A 16,626-nucleotide genomic window follows, 5' to 3' on the forward strand; every position below is an offset into this window, starting at 1 on the left:
GGGTGGCGCACCGGGCGGCTGCTAGAGCGCGCCGAGGTTCGTGCGGAGCTCGAACGGCGTGACCTGGTCGCGGTAGGCCTTCCACTCCTGCCGCTTGTTGAGCAGCACGAAGTTGAAGACCTGCTCGCCCAGGGTCTCGGCGACGAGCTCGGAATCCTCCATCAGCCCGAGGGCGTGGTCGAGGCTGGCCGGGAGCTGCTTGTAGCCGAGGGCCTTGCGCTCGGCGTCGGACAGGCTCCAGACGTTGTCCTCGGCCTCCGGCGGGAGCTCGTAGCCCTCGTCGATGCCCTTGAGGCCCGCCGCGAGGAGCAGCGAGTACGCCAGGTACGGGTTCGCGGCGGAGTCGATGCCGCGGTACTCGACGCGGGCGGACTGGCCCTTGTTCGGCTTGTACAGCGGCACGCGGACCAGGGCCGAACGGTTGTTGTGGCCCCAGGTCACGAAGGACGGGGCCTCGTCACCGCCCCACAGGCGCTTGTACGAGTTGACGAACTGGTTCGTCACGGCGGTGATCTCCGGCGCGTGCCGCAGCACACCGGCGATGAAGTGCTTCGCGGTCTGCGACAGCTGGTACTCGCCGCCGGCCTCGTAGAAGGCGTTCTGGTCGCCCTCGAAGAGCGAGACGTGCGTGTGCATGCCGGAGCCGGGCTGCCCCGACAGCGGCTTCGGCATGAAGGTCGCGTAGACGCCCTGCTCGATCGCGACCTCCTTCACCACCGTGCGGAAGGTCATGATGTTGTCCGCCATCGTCAGCGCGTCGGCGTAGCGGAGGTCGATCTCGTTCTGCCCGGGGCCCGCCTCGTGGTGGGAGAACTCCACCGAGATGCCGAGGTCCTCGAGCATGCGCACCGAGCGGCGGCGGAAGTCGTGGGCGCTGCCGCCGGGGACGTTGTCGAAGTAGCCGGCCTGGTCGACGGGCTGCGGGCCGCCGTCCGCCCAGTCGCGGCTCTTCAGCAGGTAGAACTCGATCTCGGGGTGCGTGTAGAAGGTGAACCCACGGTCGCTCGCCTTCGCCAGCGTCCGCTTCAGCACGTTGCGAGGGTCGGCGACGGCGGGCTGGCCGTCGGGCGTCGTGATGTCGCAGAACATCCGCGCCGTCGGGTCGACCTCGCCCCGCCAGGGCAGGATCTGGAACGTCGAGGGGTCCGGGTGCGCCAGGACGTCGGCCTCGTAGGAGCGCGTGAGGCCCTCGATCGCGGAGCCGTCGAACCCGATGCCCTCCGCGAAGGCCCCCTCGACCTCGGCCGGGGCGATCGCGACGGACTTCAGCGTGCCGATGACGTCGGTGAACCAGAGTCGGATGAACTTGATGCCCCGCTCCTCGATGGTGCGGAGCACGAAGTCCGTCTGCTTGTCCATGGACGCCCTTTCCGTGGTGCTGCTGGGGCTCCCAGCCTATTGGTCCGCGTCGTCCCAGCGCTCGTTGTTCGCCTTGATGCGGTCCAGGGCGTGTTGCGCGTCCTCGCGGGTGTCGAACGGGCCGATGCGGTCGCGCTGCGGCGACTGCGGGCCCTGCTCCACCTCGTGCGTCTTCTCGTTGAACCACCACTGGGACTCGATGCGTTCGTCGCTCATGGCGCCACCGTACCCACGGCGGTCGGGCGCCGCCCGCGCGCGGCGGGTGCGGGGTCGGACCGCGCTCGCGCGCGGCGCGCGGCGGGTGCGCAGCCGAGTCTCGGGCTGCGCGACAGTCTTCGCGCACCGGGGCGCGCGATCGGTCGCTCAGCTCGAGACTCGCGGGGTCGCGGACCGGGAACGGTCGCGGGGAACGGCCGGGCGGTGGGGGTGACCGGCCTGGAGGCGCGGTGCCGGTCCGGCGGGCGGGCACCGCGCCTCCAGGCCGTCGCGGCGGGCGCGGGGCGCTGGGCGGGCGGTCCTGAGGGCGGGTTCGAGCCGGGGCGTCGCCGGTGCCCCGCGCGGCGCCGCGAGACGCCGGCGTCACCACCGGACGCCCTCGGCACCGCGAGACGCCGCCGGATCTCGCGGCGTCTCGGCATCGGCGGGGCGTCTCGCACCGACGCCGGCGTCTCGCGCACGTGCCGCGCCTCGCGCACGTGCGGGGCGTCTCGCACCGACGCCGGCGTCTCCCGCACGTGCCGCGCCTCGCGCACGTGTGGGGCCTCTCGCGCGGCCGCCGGCGTCTCGGCGCCGGCGTGCGGCGGGACGGCGGCCTGCCGCACCCGGTTAGAGTGGTCGGCATGCCCCGGGACGAACACGGACACCTGACCGCCGGCCGGATCTCCCCGCAGCGCCCCGTGCCGAAGGACATCGAGCGTCCCGAGTACGTCGGGCGCGTCGAGCCCCACGAGCACGGACTCGGTGACACGTACACGCCGGACGAGGTCGAGCTGATCCGGGCCGCGGGACGCATCGCCTCGCAGGCCATCGACGCCGTCGGGGACGCCATCCGCCCCGGGGTCACCACCGACGAGCTCGACCGCATCGGCCACGAGTTCGTCGTGTCCCACGGGGCCTACCCCTCCACGCTCGGCTACCGCGGGTACCCCAAGTCGCTCTGCTCGAGCCTGAACGAGGTCATCTGCCACGGCATCCCGGACGACACCGTGCTGCAGGAGGGTGACCTGGTCAACATCGACATCACCGCCTACAAGGACGGCATGCACGGCGACACGAACCGCACGTTCGTCGTCGGGCAGGCGTCGCAGGAGGTGCAGGACCTGGTCGATCGCACCCGCACCGCGCTCGAGCGCGGGATCAAGGCCGTGGCCCCCGGACGGCAGGTCAACGTCATCGGACGAGCGATCGAGGCCTACGCGAAGCGCTTCGGCTACGGCGTCGTCCGTGACTACACCGGTCACGGCGTCGGTCGGGCCTTCCACTCCGGGCTGATCATCCCCCACTACGACGCGCCGCGCTTCGACGACGTCATGGAGCCGGGCATGGTGTTCACCATCGAGCCCATGCTCACCCTCGGCGGCATCGAGGCCGACATCTGGTCGGACGACTGGACCGTCAGCACCCGCGACAAGTCCTGGACCGCACAGTTCGAACACACCCTCGTCGTCACCGAGCGCGGCGCGGAACTCCTCACCGTCTCCTGACGGACACTCTCGAAAGGCACCGCTTCTCATGACCTCCCTCGCAGTCGGCGTCGACATCGGCGGTACGGGCATCAAGGGCGCGATCGTCGACGTCGCCACCGGCGAGCTCACGACCGACCGGATCAAGAAGGCCACCCCCGAGGGCGGCAAGCCGCACGACATCGTCGCGGTCGCCAAGTCGATCCTCGACGAACTCGCTCCGGCGGCCGACGTGCCCGTCGGGGTCTGCTTCCCCGCGATCGTCCGTGACGGCAAGACCATGTCGGCTGCGAACGTGTCGAAGAAGTGGATCGGCTTCGAGGCCGAGGCGCTCTTCGAGAAGGAGCTCGGTCGTTCCATCCACTTCGTCAACGACGCCGACGCCGCCGGGTTCGCCGAGCAGCAGTTCGGCGCGGCGAAGGGCAAGGACGGGCTCGTGGTCGTCACGACCCTGGGGACCGGGATCGGCACGGCGCTGATCAACGACGGCGTGCTCATCGTCAACTCCGAGCTCGGCCACCTGGAGATCGACGGGCACGACGCCGAGACGAAGGCCTCGTTCGCGGCCAAGGAGCGGGACGAGCTGTCCTGGAAGCACTGGGCGAAGCGCCTGCAGAAGTACTACTCGACGCTCGAGGCCCTGCTCTCCCCCGAGCTCTTCGTGGTCGGCGGCGGTGTGTCGAAGCACCACGAGGAGTTCCTGCCACTGCTCGACCTGCAGGCGGACATCATCCCCGCGACCCTCCGGAACAACGCCGGCATCATCGGGGCAGCGACCCTGGCGGCGCGCAGCAAGTAGGCGGCGCTGCCGACAGCGCTGCTCCTGCCCGTCCGCCGGCGGCCGGCTCCGGCTGTCCGGCGAGCGGGCAGGACATGCCGCGCGTGCTCCGACGAACGGGTGCGATCGGTCGGGTGTCAGCGTCGAGCGTGACAGATCTGGCCCGCTCGGCGAACGACGGCGGGACAGGAGGAGGCCGGACGCCGGAACCGTCGGCAGCAGGCGGGCGCGGGACGGGGGTCGGCAGCGGTAGACTCGGGGGTGCGAACGGGTCGGTGAGACGGTCGCGTCACTCCCCCGGGAGTGCCGAGGAACGTCCGGGCTCCACAGAGCAGGGCGGTGGGTAACACCCACCCGGAGCAATCCGCGAGACAGTGCCACAGAAAGCAGACCGCCGGCGGCGACGTCGGTAAGGGTGAAACGGTGGTGTAAGAGACCACCAGGGGTCCGGGTGACCGGATCCGCTCGGTAAACCTCGCCCGGAGCAAGGTCAGACAGAGGACGACGAGGCTGCTCGCTGAGTCCTCGGGTGGACCGCTGGAGGCCGGCGGCAACGTCGGTCCGAGAGAGATGGCCGTCACCGCGAGAGCGGGACAGAACCCGGCGTACGGCCGGCCCGTTCGCACACACGACACCACGAGCGCGCCCCGCGCGTCCCCACCGACGACGGACGGGAGGCTCGTGGCGGTGTCGCCACGTGCCTCCCGTCCGGTGGTCCCGCGTCTACAGGCCGGACTCGGCCGTGCGCACCAGGATCGCGTCGCTGTCAGGGCAGAGCACGACGTCGTCGGGCGCCGCCCGACGGATGTCCTGCAGGTCCGAGTTCGTGAGGGTCACGCCCGAGGCGGTCGAGACCCCGCCCTGCAGCAGCGACGCACCGAAGCCGTAGCGAGCACGCTGCCGGTCGTACAGCGCCAGCAGGTCCGCGGGCACCTTCGTGGCGACGGCCGCACGGCTCTGGACCGCCGACTCGCGGTCGGCCTCGGCACGGGCGATCTCGGAGTCACGTTCCGCGACCAGGGTGGCACGGTCCGCCTCGACCCCGGCGAGCTTCGCCTCGATGTCCCCGACGCGAGCGCGGTGCACGTCGAGCTGCTCCATCACCTCGAGCTCGGCGGTCTCCAGGTCGCCGATGCGGCGACGGAGGGACTCCATCTCGCTCTCGAGCCCGGCGGCGTCCTTCGCGCTGGAGACGTTCTGCAGCATCGTCGTGTCGCGCTCGATGCGGGCCTGCGCCGTCGCGGTGTCCGACTCGAGGCGTGTGCGTTCCCGTTCGGCGTCCTCGACCTGGCCGGTCGCGGCGGCGAGTTCGGCGCGCAACGAGGCGGCGGTCGTGCCGAGCTCCGTGAGCCGGTCGCCCTTCTGCAGGGCGGTGATGCGGTGCGACAGACGGGTCACGTCGTTGTCGAGGCGCTGGAGGTCGAGGAGGACGACCTGGTCCTCGGGTGCTGCCTTCACGGTCGGTCTCCTTCGGGGGCGGGGGTGGGAGCGGCGGTGCCGGTCGAGCCGGAGCCGTCCGCAGCGGTCGGTCCGGCTGTCGGCTCGGCCGCGGGCAGGACGGCGAAGTCCCAGGGGTCGGTGCGCCGGTCGCTGACGGTCACGCGGACGCCGGCGAGTCGTCTGAGCTGCTCGGCGGCGACGTCGAGCCAGAGCCACTCGGTCGCCCAGTGCGAGGTGTCCACCAGCGCCGGGCCGTCGACGAGCAGGGCCTGCTCGCGGAACTCCGAGGCGGGGTGGTGCCGGAGGTCGCTCGTGACGTAGACGTCGGCGGTGCGGACCGCGGCGTTGCCGAGGTAGGCGTCGCCGGCCCCGGCGCACAGCGCGACCGTGCGGACGGGCCGGTCGAAGTCGCCCGAGACCCGGACCCCGGTGGCCGTCGGCGGCAGGAGGTCGACGAGCTGCCGGGCGAGCGCGCCCAGGGTGGTCCCGTGCGGCAGGACCCCGACACGACCGATGCCTGCGCCGGGATCGGCGCCCGGCTCGAGCGGCCGCTGCTCGGAGAGGCCCAGTCGGTCCGCGAGCACGGCCGAGGTACCGGTCGTCACGACGTCGGCGTTCGTGTGCGCGGCCAGCAGGGCGGTCCCGCCCCGCACGAGCGTCGCGAGGACCCGTCCCTTGGCGGTCGTCTCGTCGATCGTGGTGACGCCGCGGAGCAGGAGCGGGTGGTGGGTGAGGAGCAGGTCGGCACCCACGGCGACCGCCTCGTCTGCCGTGGCCGGCACGGCGTCGACGGCGAGGTGGACGTGCTCGACCGGCTGGTCCGGGTGCCCGGAGACGAGCCCCACGGCATCCCAGGACTCGGCGCCGGCGGAGGGCCACAGGTCCTCGATCACGGCCTGGAGTTCGCGGAGCGTCGGCATCCCGTCAGTCTACCGAGCCGCAGGCGGGGTCCGGGTCGCTCAGCGGCGACCGAACAGGGACCGCAGACGTGCCACGAGGCGCGCCCACCAGCCGGGTCCGGTGCTGTCCGTCGTCGGCGCGTGCTCGTCGTCGTGGCTCGCTGGGGTCTCGCTCGCGGGCAGGGCCACCGCCTCGGGCAGCACGACCGGCGTGCTCGCCGTCGCACCGGTGTGCGCGGTCAGCGCGGCCGCGAAGGCAGCCCGGTCGATGACGGTGGGCCCGGTGGCCGGCTGGACGAGCGGAGCGGGCCGGGTCGCGGCCGACAGGGGCGAGCCGACCGGGAGGCCCAGCACCGGCCGGACCGGCAGCTCGCGGCCCGGGGTGGTCGCCGCAGCGTCGACGGCACCCGAGCCCGTGGTCGCGAGGACCCCGGTCGTGGTCGGTGCGGTCGTGGCCCGCTGGACGGGACGCGTCGGGGTCGCGACGTCGGTCCGGGGTGCGGCGGCGCGCGGGGCGGCTGCTGCACGCACCGGCGTCGGCACCGGTGCGGTGGCGGCGCGTCGGGCGGCGGCACGATCACGGCGCGCGACCTCGTCCGCTGCGTCGGCGAGCAGGTCCGCGAAGACGGCGCGGGCGAACGCGCGCGCGGCGTCGACCTCGGCGTCGTCGAGGTGGGCGACGGTGGCCTCCCAGGCGGCGAGGCGCGCGAGGTCCTCGTCGCGGCGGCGGACCTCGTCCTCGAGCAGCACGATGCGGTCGATCGTGGTGCGGCCGCTCGTGGCGGAGACCTCGACCGCCAGGTCCTCGATGCGCAGGGCGATCCGGGCGGGCGGCTCGGGGAACGACGGGGCGCAGGCCGCCACGTGTCGTGCACGGTCACGACGACGGAAGGCGGTGGGCTCCGAGTGCTCGGCGGCGGGCGCGGCAGCGGCGGGTACGAGCGCGGGTGCGGGTGCGTCCGACGCCGACCCGGGCTCGGGCTCGGCAGCAGCCGCACCAGGGCCGACGGGCACGGCAGGCTCGGCGACGGCGTCCGTGGTCACCGGGCGCTGCACCGGACCCGTGACCGGCGGCACCACGAGGTCCGCCAGGTACGGCGTACGGGTGGCCGGGACGTCTCGGAGCCACTCCTCGAGCTCGCGACCGAACGGGTCGACGAGGGGGGTGCGCGCACCGGGCTGGGTCTCCATGTGACGCAGGATAGATATCACGCGCGCCGGATGCGGGGAGATCCGCGGTGTGTCGCGCATCCCGCACTCTCGGACGTGACGTACCGGGTCGGAGATGAGCGGCGTGTCAGGGCCTCGGGAGCGACTCCGCGAAGTCGTCGAGCAGGCGCCGACCCTCGTCCCAGGCACCGACACCGCTCGCGACGTTCACGTGCTGCCGGTCCCCCACCCGGACCACCCGGGACCCGAGCGTGCCGGCGAACGCGACGGCTCGGTCGACGGAGCAGTACGGGTCGTCGTCGCTGACCACGAGCACGGTCGGTACCGCGACGGGTCGGCGCGGAGCGCGGAAGCCGGCAGCCTCGGCGGGGAACACCGGCGCCCCGGGGTCCGGGGGTGCCACCAGGAACGCGCCGACGACCCGCTCGTGAGCGCCGTCGACGACGTGCTCTGCCAACCAGTCGGCCACCGCCAGGACGCCCAGGCTGTGCGCGACGAGCACCGGCGGCCGGGAGCAGGCGTCGACGGCCTCGGTGATCGCCCGGCTCCAGTCGCCGGGCTCCGGGTCCGACCAGGACCTCGGTGCGATGCGTACCGCACCGTCGGCGCGCTCGTCCTGCCAGCGGGACTGCCAGTGCTCGGGGTCAGACCCCCAGATGCCCGGGACGACGACCCAGGGGTGCCGGTCCGCCGGGCGCAGCTGCTCCTCCATCCGGGCAGCGTAGCGGGCATCCGGGCAGCGGAGCGGGCAGCCCTGGCGGCGACGGCCGTCAGCTGTGCAGGGTGTCGCGCGGGTACTCGCCGAACCGCGCCGAGTAGGCAGCCGAGAACCGACCGAGGTGCGCGAAGCCCCACCGGACCGCGACCGCGGCGACCGTGAGCTCCCCCGGGGTGCCCCGGTGGAGCTCCTCGCGCACGCGGTCCATCCGGATGCCACGGAGCATGGCGTTCGGGGCGGTCCCGACCTGCCGCTGGAACGCCTGCTGCAGCCCGCGGACGCTGAGTCCGACGTGTTCGGCCACGTCGGTGGTCGTGATCGGGGTGTGCGCGTAGGCGTGCATGTACTCGACCGCTTCGCGGACCCGGCTCGTCGCACCCTGCGGCATCGGGACCTCGGGCGCGATCTGCTCGTGCGGGAAGGTCCGCAGCATCGCGAGTGCGGTCTCGCGTGCGGTCTCGGCCATGACGAGCGGTGAGGGAGCCGCGGGGCCGAGGACGACCTGCGCGGCCCGTCGGACCTGTGCGTTCCACACCCGCAGGTCCTCGGCGTGCGGTCTCGCGGTGTGGTCGAAGACGATCGCGCCCGCCTGCCCGCCGTGCTCCTCCGCCGCGATGCCCTCGAGGAACCTCCGGTCGAAGTGCACGAGGTTCTGCCGGACGTCCTCGACCTCGAAGACGAAGGGCCGACCTGCCGGGAACACGAGCGCGTGCCCGGGAGCGAAGGACGCCTCGTCCCGACCGACGTCGACCGTGCCTCCGCCGTCGGTCGCCCACATGACGGCGTAGTCGTCGCCGGAGGACGCCTCACCCGTCGCGTGCGCGTCGAAGTGGGTCGACCGGAACGACATCGACGCGTCACCGACCGCCTTGAAGCGGTACCCGAACGACCGCGCGGTGTGGCGCGCAGCGAAGTGCGCGCCGTCGTACGCGTCCGAGAAGAGCTGGAGCGCCGCGCCGAGGTCGGTCCCCACGGCTTCGTAGCGCATCCGGGTGTCAGCGCGCGTCTCGGTCGTCACCGGACCGAGCGTGACACGACATCGCCGGTCCCGCATGCGCACCGTCCCGGGGTGCGCGGACCGGCTCCTCCCGTGCGGGAAACGGATGATGCGCGGGCCGGACGCGGAGACCGGTCAGCGGCGACCGGTCAGCGGCGGCCGGTCAGCGGCGGCCGCGCCGGACGACCCATCGGTTCCGGTCGTCGACCCGCTCGTAGCGCAGGTCGTCGACGACCATCTGCACGAGCGCGAGCCCGCGGCCGCCCTCGGCCAGCGCGTCCGGCAGGTGCGCCGCCGACGGGTCGACCAGGACCGGCACACCGTCGTCGGACAGCGACACCGTGACCTCGTCCGGGCCGACGTCCATCCGGAGCGAGCAGGACACCGGACGACCGCCGGCTCCGTGCTCGATGACGTTCGAGGCGAGCTCGACGAGGGCGAGTTCGAGCGCCATGCGGTCCTCGAGGGACAGCTCGGGCTCGTGTGCCCACACCGAGGACAGGAACGTGTGCACCGCCGTGACGTCGTCGGGCGGGCAGGCGAGGTCGAGGACGTGCTCGCCGGTGGCCACGGTCATGCCCAGTTCGTCACCGCGGCGTCCCCGTCCGGGTACGTCCGCAGGATCTTGTCGATGTTGGAGAGCTTGAGCACCATCTGCACCTGCTCGGAGGGGGCGGCGAGCCGCAGGTCTCCCCCGGCCTGGCGCGCGGTCTTCAGGCAGCCGACCAGGGCGCCCAGTCCGGACGAGTCCATGAACTCGACGCCGGAGAGCTCGACGACGAGACGCGAGCGTCCGCCCTCGACGACCTTCGCCACGGTCTCGCGGAAGGCTCCCGCGCTCACCATGTTGAGTCGTCCGCTGCACTCCAGCACGGCGGTGTCGTCTGTCGCCTCGTGTACGACGATGTCCATGCAGGGGCCTCCTCGGTTCGGTGCGGGTGCACCCTGCAACCTACCGGGTGTGAGCCGTCAGGCGGTACGGCCTCGCCGCGTCGCGAGGACCTGGACGACGACGGCGGCCGCCATGAGCGTCGCCATCACGGCGCCCATCGCGGTCGCGGTCCCGCCGAGCGCACCCGCGAGCGGCGTCCCGAGCCCGCCGAGTCCGAAGGTGAGACCGCCCTGCAGTGCGGCCGCGGTCCCCGGGTGGGCAGCGCCGACGTGCTGCGTCCGGGTCATGGCCGCGGGCAGCACGAACCCCCAGGCCCCGGTGACCACCGCGAGCCCGCACCAGACCGGCACGGGTCCCGCTCCGGCGAGGGCGGCGACCAGGACGACCGCGCTGCCGAGGGTCCCCGTGGCGAGCCCCGCGGTCAGCAGGGAGTCCTCGGAGAACCGGCCGACGACGCGGCGGAACACGAGCGTCGTGACGACCATCACCGAGGCGTTCGTCGCGAACACGAGCGTGTAACGCTGCTCCGAGAAGCCGTACTGCTGCTGGAACACGAACGAGCTCGTCGCGATGTAGGCGAAGAAGCCGATAGTCGAGAGCACCCCGGTCAGGACGTAGGCCCGGAAGCGCCCGATCGCGAGCAGGTCCCGGATGCGACGCCCGTTCGCCCGGAAGCCGGTCCCGCCCCGGGCGGCCGGCGGGAGGGTCTCACCGAAGCGCAGGACGACCGTGACGGCGAACGCCACCCCGAGCACGGCGAGGACGACGAACATCAGGCGCCAGGACCCGACGGTGAGCACGGCGCCGCCGGCCAGCGGTGCGACGACCGGCCCGACGGCGTTGATCGCGGCCAGGGTGCCGAACACCGTCGCCGCCCGTGGCCCCGAGGCCGTGTCGGAGACCATCGCACGACCGGCGACGGCTCCGGCCGCACCGGCGAGTCCCTGCAGCACGCGGGCGGCCACCAGGGTGCCCGCGTCCGGTGCGAGCGCACAGCCGACGGACGCCAGCGCGAAGCCGACGGTCCCGACGAGGAGCAGCGGTCGCCGTCCGGTGCCGTCGCTCACGGGCCCGGCGAGGAGCTGGCCGACCGCGAACGCGACGAGGAAGGCCGTGAGCGACAGCTGCACGACCCCGGGCGTGGTGTCGAGGTCGCGGGCGATCGTCGGGAGCGCCGGGATGTACATGTCGGTGGCGAAGGGCGAGACGCCGACGATCAGTGCCAGTGGGACGATCGGCGGCAGCCGGGTCGTCGCGGTCGTCGGTCCGGTCCCCGCGCGCTCCGTCGTCACCGACGCCACGCTACGCCTGCGCGGACCGATCCGCGACGGCCGTCGGGCACCACGCTGACCCGTGACGGACGGGAGGCGCGGTGCCCGCCGGCACCGCGCCTCCCGTCCGTGACGCGGTCGTGGGCGGATCAGCCCGTGTTCTGCAGACCGGCCGCGACCCCGTTGACGGTGAGCAGGAGCAGGCGGTGGTCGCCGTCCGTCGGGTCGGTGCTGCCGGAGGTCCGGATCGCCCGCAGGGCGCGCAGCTGCAGGTGCGACAGCGCGTCGACGTACGGGCTGCGCAGCCGCACGGCACGCGCGAGCACCGGACGGTCCTCGAGCACGTCGCTCCCGCCGGAGACCCGCAGCACCCAGTCGCGGGTGCGGAGCATCTCGTCGAGCACCTTGGCGGCCAGGTCGTCGCGGTCGGCGAGCTCGAGGTAGCGGCGGGCGATCTGCTCGTCGGTCTTCGCGAGCGACATCTCGACGTTCTTGATCATCGCGCCGAACAGCGGCCACTCCGCGTACGCGGCGCGCAGGGCATCGACGTCGCCGACGGCCTCGAGCGCGGAGCCGAGGCCGTACCACCCGGCGAGGTTGATGCGTGCCTGCGTCCACGAGAACACCCACGGGATCGCTCGGAGGTCCTCGAGCGACTCCACGCTCAGGCCGCGTCGGGCCGGGCGGGAGCCGAGCGGCAGGAGTCCGATCTCCTCCATCGGGGTGACGCGGGCGAACCACGGCGCGAAGCCGTCCGCCTTGACCAGGTCGTAGAACGCGCGGCGCGAGACGTCGTCGAGCTGCTGCGCGAGGTCGGCGAAGCGGGTCGCCGCGACGGCCGTGCGCTCCTCGTTCGACGGCGACGACGCGAACAGCGTCGCCGAGGCCATCTGCTCGAGGTGCCGTGCCGCGATGTCCTGGTCGCCGTACTGGGCGAAGATGACCTCGCCCTGCTCGGTGAGCTTGAGCCGCCCGTCGATCGACCCCGGCGGCTGTGCGAGGACCGCCTCGTTCGCCGGGCCACCACCGCGGCCGAGCGATCCGCCGCGGCCGTGGAACAGCGTCAGCTCGACGTCCTGCTCGCGCGCCCAGTCGGCGATCCGTGCTTGAGCGTCGTAGAGCGCCAGGTTCGCCGAGACCGGGCCGACGTCCTTCGACGAGTCGGAGTAGCCGAGCATGACCTCGAGCCGACGCCCGGTCGCCGCGAGCCGCCGCTGGAAGGGCTCGGTGCGCACGGCCTCATCGAGGATGTCGACGCTCGCGTGCAGGTCGGCGAAGGTCTCGAACAACGGGATGACGTCGAGCACCGGGGCCGCGTCACCGCAGGCGGCACGGGCGAGCTCGTGCACGTTCGCCAGGTCGGCGGCCGACTGCGTGAAGGAGACGATGTAGCGGTGCGCGGCACGGACGCCGTAGCGCTGCTGCAGGTCCGCGACGGTGCGGAACACCGCGAGGACCTCCTCCGTGGTCTCGCTCAGCTCGCCGCCGGCCCGGATCTCCGCCAGCGCGTTCCGGTGCACCTGCGAGTGCTGACGGACCTCGAGCTCGGCGAGGTGGAACCCGAAGGTCTCGACCTGCCAGACGAGGTTCTGCAGGTCGCCGTTCGCGGTCCGGACGGCACCGGCGGCGACGAGCGACGCCTGGATCACCCGGAGGTCGGCGAGCAGTTCCTCGGGGTCGCCGTACGCCAGGCCCTCCTGGCCGCGGCGCGTCGCGCGGATGCGGGCGGCGACGAAGAGCAGTGCGCGACGGTGCGTCTCGTTCGGGGCACGGACGCCGATCCGCTCGGCGATGCCCGGGTCGAGCTGCTCCTGCGCTGCGACGAGGGCCTGCAGTCCGGCGTCCGCGGGGGTCTCGGCGGCGTCGAGCGTCAGTGCCGAACCGATGCGGGTGGCCGCGCGGGAGAGGCCGAGCAGGATGTGCTCGGCGGCGATGTCGGCGGCCTGCTTCGTGACGCCGGCGGTGACGTGCGGGTTGCCGTCGCGGTCGCCGCCGATCCAGGTGCCGAAGCGCACGAAGGCCGGTGCGGTCACCGGGACCCGACCGGCGTCGTCGCCGAGCAGCCGGTCGTCGAGCAGGCGGTAGACCTGCGGCACGATCTCGAACAGGGTCTGGTCGAACACGCTCATCGCCGTGCGGACCTCGTCGAGCGGGGTCGGCCGGGTCGTGCGCAACGGTGAGGTGCGCAGGAGCGTGGTGATCTCCTCGAGCAGCCGCCGCTCGTTCTCGGCGCGGGCGGTGGCGTTGCGGGAGCGGTCGCGCTCGTCGATGAGGTCGGTGATGCGCCGGACGGCCGTGGTGACCGCGCGACGGCGGGCCTCGGTCGGGTGGGCGGTGAGCACCGGGTGGAACCGCAGGTCGGCCAGGCGCGCGGCGGCCTCGTCGGCACCGACCTGCTCGACGAGCGAGGCGTACGTCGCGGGGAACGAGTCGCCGGGCAGGCCGCCGTCGTCGCCCCGGGCACGGAGGACGCGCACGCGGTGGTGCTCCTCGGCCAGGTTCGTCAGGTGGAAGTACGTCGTGAACGCCTGGGCGACGGCCTCGGCCCGCTCGGCGGACATGCCGGCCACGATCGCCTCGGCACGGGCGGCGCCCTCGGCGTCGGAGCCCTCGTAGGCGTCGATGACGGCGGCGCGCAGGCTCTCGACGTCGTGCAGCAGCTCGTCACCCCCGGTCTCCCGCAGCACCCGCCCGAGCAGGTTGCCGAGGTACCGGACGTCCGCGCGCAGGTCGCTGTCGACCGCGCCGCTGACGTCGTCCCGTGCGCGCCCGTGGCGCGTCGATCCGTCGATCGCCGTCATGGGTTCCTCTCACGTTGCGCCGGGACCGCGTCCCGGGTCCCCAGCACTGTACCGGCGGACGCGGGCACGTGACGACGACCGTCCGGACGGACCGCGGACCGCCCAGGGCACGGCCCGCCAGCGCGCCGACGGACGCGGCGGTGGACGCGGCGGTGGACGCGCCGGCGGTCGATCTGCCCCGTCGTGCCCGGAGCCCGATCAGGCGGGGAGCACCGGCACGGTCAGGCGGGGAGCAGCGGCACGGTCCGGCCGTCGCCCGCCGTCGGGCGACGCACCGAGGCCACCAGCGCCCGGTCGAGGCCTGCGGCCAGCTCCACCTCGGCGAGCACGGCCTCGCGCTCGGCGTCCGACCACGGAGCCGCGTCGAGCTGGGCCCGGTAGGTGTCCTCGAAGGCGGCGGGGTCGGCCACCTGGTCGAAGATCGTGAAGAGCACGCCGTTCGTGTCGAACCCGAACCGGTCCTCGAGCATCCGGGCCAGCGTGGGGCCGCCCGTCAGGTCCCCGAGGTACCGCGTGTAGTGGTGCGCGACGAACGCCCCGGGCGAGGTCGCCGCGACGGCGCACAGGCGACGGACGTACGCGGTGGTCGCCGCGGTCGGACAGCAGAGCTCGGACCAGTCCGGACCGACGAGGTACTCGAGGTCGGCGCGGATCGCGGGCATCCGGGTGAGCTGCGTCGTGACGAACGGTGCGGCGACCGGGTGGTCCGCCATCCGCTCGGCGGCACGCTCCAGGGCGTCGTACACGACGGCGTACTGGCCGAGCAGGTCGGCGTAGTCGGCGACGTCGCACTCCCCCGCGAGCAGGTCGTGGGCACCGCCGGTCCACACGGCCGGGTCCGCAGCGGTGCGGGAGCGCCGGCGCAGGAGCTCGGAGAACGGCGTCACGGTCGGACTCATGAGGTGAGGCTAACCTCAGTAGCTGGCAAGGTCGAGCACCGGAAGAGGAATCCCAGGATGAGTCCCAAGCGCACCCAGCACGTCTTCGTCGTCGACCGCACGGAGCACCTGTCCCCGCACATGGTGCGCGTCCACCTCGGTGGTCCGGCCTTCCGGGACTTCGTCGACGGGGCCGACCCGGACCGCCTCGCCGCCACCGACAAGTACGTCAAGCTCCTGCTCGCGCCGCCGTCGAGCGGCCTGACCCCGCCGTACGACCTCGAGGCGCTGCGCGAGACCCTGCCGAAGCACGAGCGGCCCGCGCGCCGCACCTACACGGTCCGGTCCGTCGACCACGCCGCCGGGACCATCGCGATCGACTTCGTGCTGCACGACGACCACGGGCACGACGGCCACGGGCACGACGACCACCGGCCCGAGGACGGGCACGGCGACCGGGGTCTCGCCGGCCCGTGGGCGGCCGCCGCCCAGCCCGGTGACCTGCTCGCCCTGTCCGGGCCCGGCGGCGGGTACGCGCCGTCGACGGACCCGACCGTCACCCACGTGCTCCTCGGCGACGACAGCGCACTGCCCGCGATCGGCGCGGCCCTCGCCGCGATGCCCGACGACGCCCGCGGCGTCGCGCTCGTCGAGGTCGGCGGCGCAGCCGACGAGCAGCCGCTCGAGCACCCGGACGGGGTCGACCTGCGGTGGCTGCACCGCGACGCCACCGGCGCCGAGCCGGGCACGCTGCTGGTGGCCGCCGCTCGGGCGCTGCCCCGTGCCTCCCGACCGGTGCAGGTCTTCGCGCACGGCGAGCGGACCGCGGTGAAGGCGCTCCGCCGCGTGCTGCAGGACGAGTGGGGCCTCGAGAAGGCGGAGATGTCCCTGTCCGCGTACTGGGCGCTCGGACGGGCCGAGGACCGGTTCCAGGAGGAGAAGCGCGAGCCGGTCGGCGTGATCTTCGCGGACTGAGCGACCCCGCTCCGTGCGTCGGCCGGGAGGCCCGGTGCGCGTCGGTGGCGCACGCTAGCGTCCGCCGGGTGGTCACCCCTCCTGCCGTCCCCGCCTGCTGCGTCCCCGATTGCGACGCGCCGTCCGCGGACGGCTTCGCCGCCGTCCTGCCGCTCTGCGGCGGACACGTGACCCTGGTCGCCGAGGTCGCGGCGGAGCACGTCGGAACGGAGGACGCGCTGCCGGGCCCGTGCCCGGTCTGCGGGTCGCGCGTGGGCGTGCGCTGGCCGAGCGCCGTGCTGTGCGGGACGTGCGAGTGGCGGTGGGGCGACGTGCCGGACGGCGAACTGCCACCGCCGCGCGTCGACGTCGTCTACTACCTCCGGCAGCGCGACGACTTCGGCGACCGGGTGAAGATCGGCACGACCGCGAACCCGCGGCGACGGCTCGCAGCGGTGCCGCACCAGGAGCTCCTGGCGTTCGAACGCGGCGACCGGTCCGTCGAGCGACGACGGCACACGGCCTTCGCGGACGACCGGTTCCCGGGGACGGAGTGGTTCCGGACCACGCCGGCACTGCTCGAGCACGTCGCACGGGTCGCCGCGGGCGTGGACGACCCGTGGGCGCTGCACGCCCGGTGGACGAGCGAGGCACTGGCGCTGCGCGGCTGAGGCCGGCTGCCGGTCCCTGCACGGCAAGGACCGGCTCCCGTTCCCTGCGCGGACGTGTGCCGTGCGCGACGCGGGTCGTGGAGGTGCGGCGCGGCGGGGGCGCCCCCCACCGCGGG

Annotated in this window: 16 protein-coding genes and 1 other RNA gene; 5 read left to right on the top strand and 12 right to left on the bottom strand. The window is 73.6% G+C overall.

What is annotated here, in order from left to right:
* Positions 1 to 21: 21 nt before the first annotated feature.
* Both glnA and M3677_RS16140 read right to left on the bottom strand, forming a co-directional pair.
* Entirely contained in the window at positions 22 to 1,359 is a 1,338-nt protein-coding gene (gene glnA / locus M3677_RS16135) for a type I glutamate--ammonia ligase (RefSeq protein WP_066654028.1), read from the bottom strand.
* 36 nt (positions 1,360 to 1,395) lie between these two features.
* Positions 1,396 to 1,575 (bottom strand): SPOR domain-containing protein, encoded by a 180-nt coding sequence (locus M3677_RS16140; protein WP_066654026.1) that lies wholly within the window; start codon positions 1,573 to 1,575, stop codon positions 1,396 to 1,398.
* 623 nt (positions 1,576 to 2,198) lie between these two features.
* On the opposite strand from M3677_RS16140, the gene map reads away from it, so the two are divergent.
* The 3 genes from map (at position 2,199) to rnpB (ending at position 4,443) form a co-directional block, all read left to right on the top strand.
* Positions 2,199 to 3,062 carry a type I methionyl aminopeptidase gene (gene map, locus M3677_RS16145; RefSeq protein WP_066658125.1) on the top strand — a complete coding sequence of 288 codons (864 nt, stop codon included), beginning with the start codon at positions 2,199 to 2,201 and terminating at the stop codon, positions 3,060 to 3,062.
* 28 nt (positions 3,063 to 3,090) lie between these two features.
* Positions 3,091 to 3,840: a polyphosphate--glucose phosphotransferase gene (gene ppgK / locus M3677_RS16150; RefSeq protein WP_066654024.1), complete on the top strand. Its 750-nt coding sequence runs from the start codon at positions 3,091 to 3,093 to the stop codon at positions 3,838 to 3,840.
* Between the two features lie 246 nt (positions 3,841 to 4,086).
* An RNA gene (gene rnpB, locus M3677_RS16155) (RNase P RNA component class A) lies at positions 4,087 to 4,443 on the top strand.
* Positions 4,444 to 4,542: 99 nt separating this feature from the next.
* Here the strand turns inward: rnpB and M3677_RS16160 are convergent.
* The 10 genes from M3677_RS16160 to M3677_RS16205 all read right to left on the bottom strand — a co-directional run bounded on the left by M3677_RS16160 (position 4,543) and on the right by M3677_RS16205 (position 14,906).
* Positions 4,543 to 5,277: a zinc ribbon domain-containing protein gene (locus M3677_RS16160; RefSeq protein WP_066654022.1), complete on the bottom strand. Its 735-nt coding sequence runs from the start codon at positions 5,275 to 5,277 to the stop codon at positions 4,543 to 4,545.
* Positions 5,274 to 6,179, bottom strand: a complete 906-nt coding sequence (locus tag M3677_RS16165) for a Nif3-like dinuclear metal center hexameric protein (RefSeq protein WP_251161051.1) — start codon at positions 6,177 to 6,179, stop codon at positions 5,274 to 5,276. Before M3677_RS16165 ends, M3677_RS16160 begins: the two co-directional genes overlap by 4 nt.
* 39 nt (positions 6,180 to 6,218) lie before the next feature.
* Positions 6,219 to 7,349 carry a hypothetical protein gene (locus M3677_RS16170; RefSeq protein WP_251161052.1) on the bottom strand — a complete coding sequence of 377 codons (1,131 nt, stop codon included), beginning with the start codon at positions 7,347 to 7,349 and terminating at the stop codon, positions 6,219 to 6,221.
* 106 nt (positions 7,350 to 7,455) lie between these two features.
* Positions 7,456 to 8,040, bottom strand: coding sequence for an alpha/beta hydrolase (locus M3677_RS16175; protein WP_251154983.1), 585 nt, complete (start codon positions 8,038 to 8,040; stop codon positions 7,456 to 7,458).
* 58 nt (positions 8,041 to 8,098) lie between these two features.
* Positions 8,099 to 9,064, bottom strand: coding sequence for an AraC family transcriptional regulator (locus M3677_RS16180; protein WP_209682893.1), 966 nt, complete (start codon positions 9,062 to 9,064; stop codon positions 8,099 to 8,101).
* 142 nt (positions 9,065 to 9,206) lie between these two features.
* On the bottom strand, positions 9,207 to 9,620 hold the full coding sequence (locus M3677_RS16185; protein ID WP_066654013.1) for an ATP-binding protein: 414 nt from the start codon (positions 9,618 to 9,620) through the stop codon (positions 9,207 to 9,209).
* Complete coding sequence (locus M3677_RS16190) at positions 9,617 to 9,955, bottom strand: STAS domain-containing protein (RefSeq protein ID WP_066654011.1); 339 nt, start codon at positions 9,953 to 9,955, stop codon at positions 9,617 to 9,619. Before M3677_RS16190 ends, M3677_RS16185 begins: the two co-directional genes overlap by 4 nt.
* Positions 9,956 to 10,012: 57 nt before the next feature.
* A complete protein-coding gene (locus M3677_RS16195) occupies positions 10,013 to 11,227 on the bottom strand; it encodes a multidrug effflux MFS transporter (RefSeq protein WP_251154982.1) in 1,215 nt (404 codons plus the stop codon).
* Positions 11,228 to 11,355: 128 nt separating this feature from the next.
* Positions 11,356 to 14,007 (bottom strand): phosphoenolpyruvate carboxylase, encoded by a 2,652-nt coding sequence (locus M3677_RS16200; protein WP_209682897.1) that lies wholly within the window; start codon positions 14,005 to 14,007, stop codon positions 11,356 to 11,358.
* Positions 14,008 to 14,228: 221 nt separating this feature from the next.
* The gene (locus M3677_RS16205; RefSeq protein ID WP_066654006.1) at positions 14,229 to 14,906 is read right to left on the bottom strand and encodes a heme oxygenase (biliverdin-producing); all 678 of its coding nucleotides are present in this window, start codon (positions 14,904 to 14,906) and stop codon (positions 14,229 to 14,231) included.
* A 57-nt stretch (positions 14,907 to 14,963) separates the two neighbouring features.
* Here M3677_RS16205 and M3677_RS16210 point away from each other — a divergent pair, with 57 nt between their 5' ends.
* Positions 14,964 to 15,860, top strand: a complete 897-nt coding sequence (locus M3677_RS16210; protein WP_251161053.1) for a siderophore-interacting protein — start codon at positions 14,964 to 14,966, stop codon at positions 15,858 to 15,860.
* Between the two features lie 146 nt (positions 15,861 to 16,006).
* Positions 16,007 to 16,510: a GIY-YIG nuclease family protein gene (locus M3677_RS16215; protein ID WP_209683381.1), complete on the top strand. Its 504-nt coding sequence runs from the start codon at positions 16,007 to 16,009 to the stop codon at positions 16,508 to 16,510.
* Positions 16,511 to 16,626 lie beyond the last annotated feature (116 nt).

The sequence above is a fragment of the Curtobacterium sp. P97 genome (assembly GCF_023712445.1).
Classification (GTDB): domain Bacteria; phylum Actinomycetota; class Actinomycetes; order Actinomycetales; family Microbacteriaceae; genus Curtobacterium.

Coding starts and splice junctions, on each gene's coding strand:
- ppgK (WP_066654024.1), top strand. CDS start 3,091: ATGACCTCCCTCGCAGTCGGCGTCGACATCGGCGGTACGGGCATCAAG.
- M3677_RS16200 (WP_209682897.1), bottom strand. CDS start 14,007: ATGACGGCGATCGACGGATCGACGCGCCACGGGCGCGCACGGGACGAC.
- M3677_RS16210 (WP_251161053.1), top strand. CDS start 14,964: ATGAGTCCCAAGCGCACCCAGCACGTCTTCGTCGTCGACCGCACGGAG.
- glnA (WP_066654028.1), bottom strand. CDS start 1,359: ATGGACAAGCAGACGGACTTCGTGCTCCGCACCATCGAGGAGCGGGGC.
- M3677_RS16190 (WP_066654011.1), bottom strand. CDS start 9,955: ATGGACATCGTCGTACACGAGGCGACAGACGACACCGCCGTGCTGGAG.
- M3677_RS16170 (WP_251161052.1), bottom strand. CDS start 7,349: ATGGAGACCCAGCCCGGTGCGCGCACCCCCCTCGTCGACCCGTTCGGT.
- M3677_RS16165 (WP_251161051.1), bottom strand. CDS start 6,179: ATGCCGACGCTCCGCGAACTCCAGGCCGTGATCGAGGACCTGTGGCCC.
- M3677_RS16140 (WP_066654026.1), bottom strand. CDS start 1,575: ATGAGCGACGAACGCATCGAGTCCCAGTGGTGGTTCAACGAGAAGACG.
- map (WP_066658125.1), top strand. CDS start 2,199: ATGCCCCGGGACGAACACGGACACCTGACCGCCGGCCGGATCTCCCCG.
- M3677_RS16185 (WP_066654013.1), bottom strand. CDS start 9,620: ATGACCGTGGCCACCGGCGAGCACGTCCTCGACCTCGCCTGCCCGCCC.
- M3677_RS16175 (WP_251154983.1), bottom strand. CDS start 8,040: ATGGAGGAGCAGCTGCGCCCGGCGGACCGGCACCCCTGGGTCGTCGTC.
- M3677_RS16205 (WP_066654006.1), bottom strand. CDS start 14,906: ATGAGTCCGACCGTGACGCCGTTCTCCGAGCTCCTGCGCCGGCGCTCC.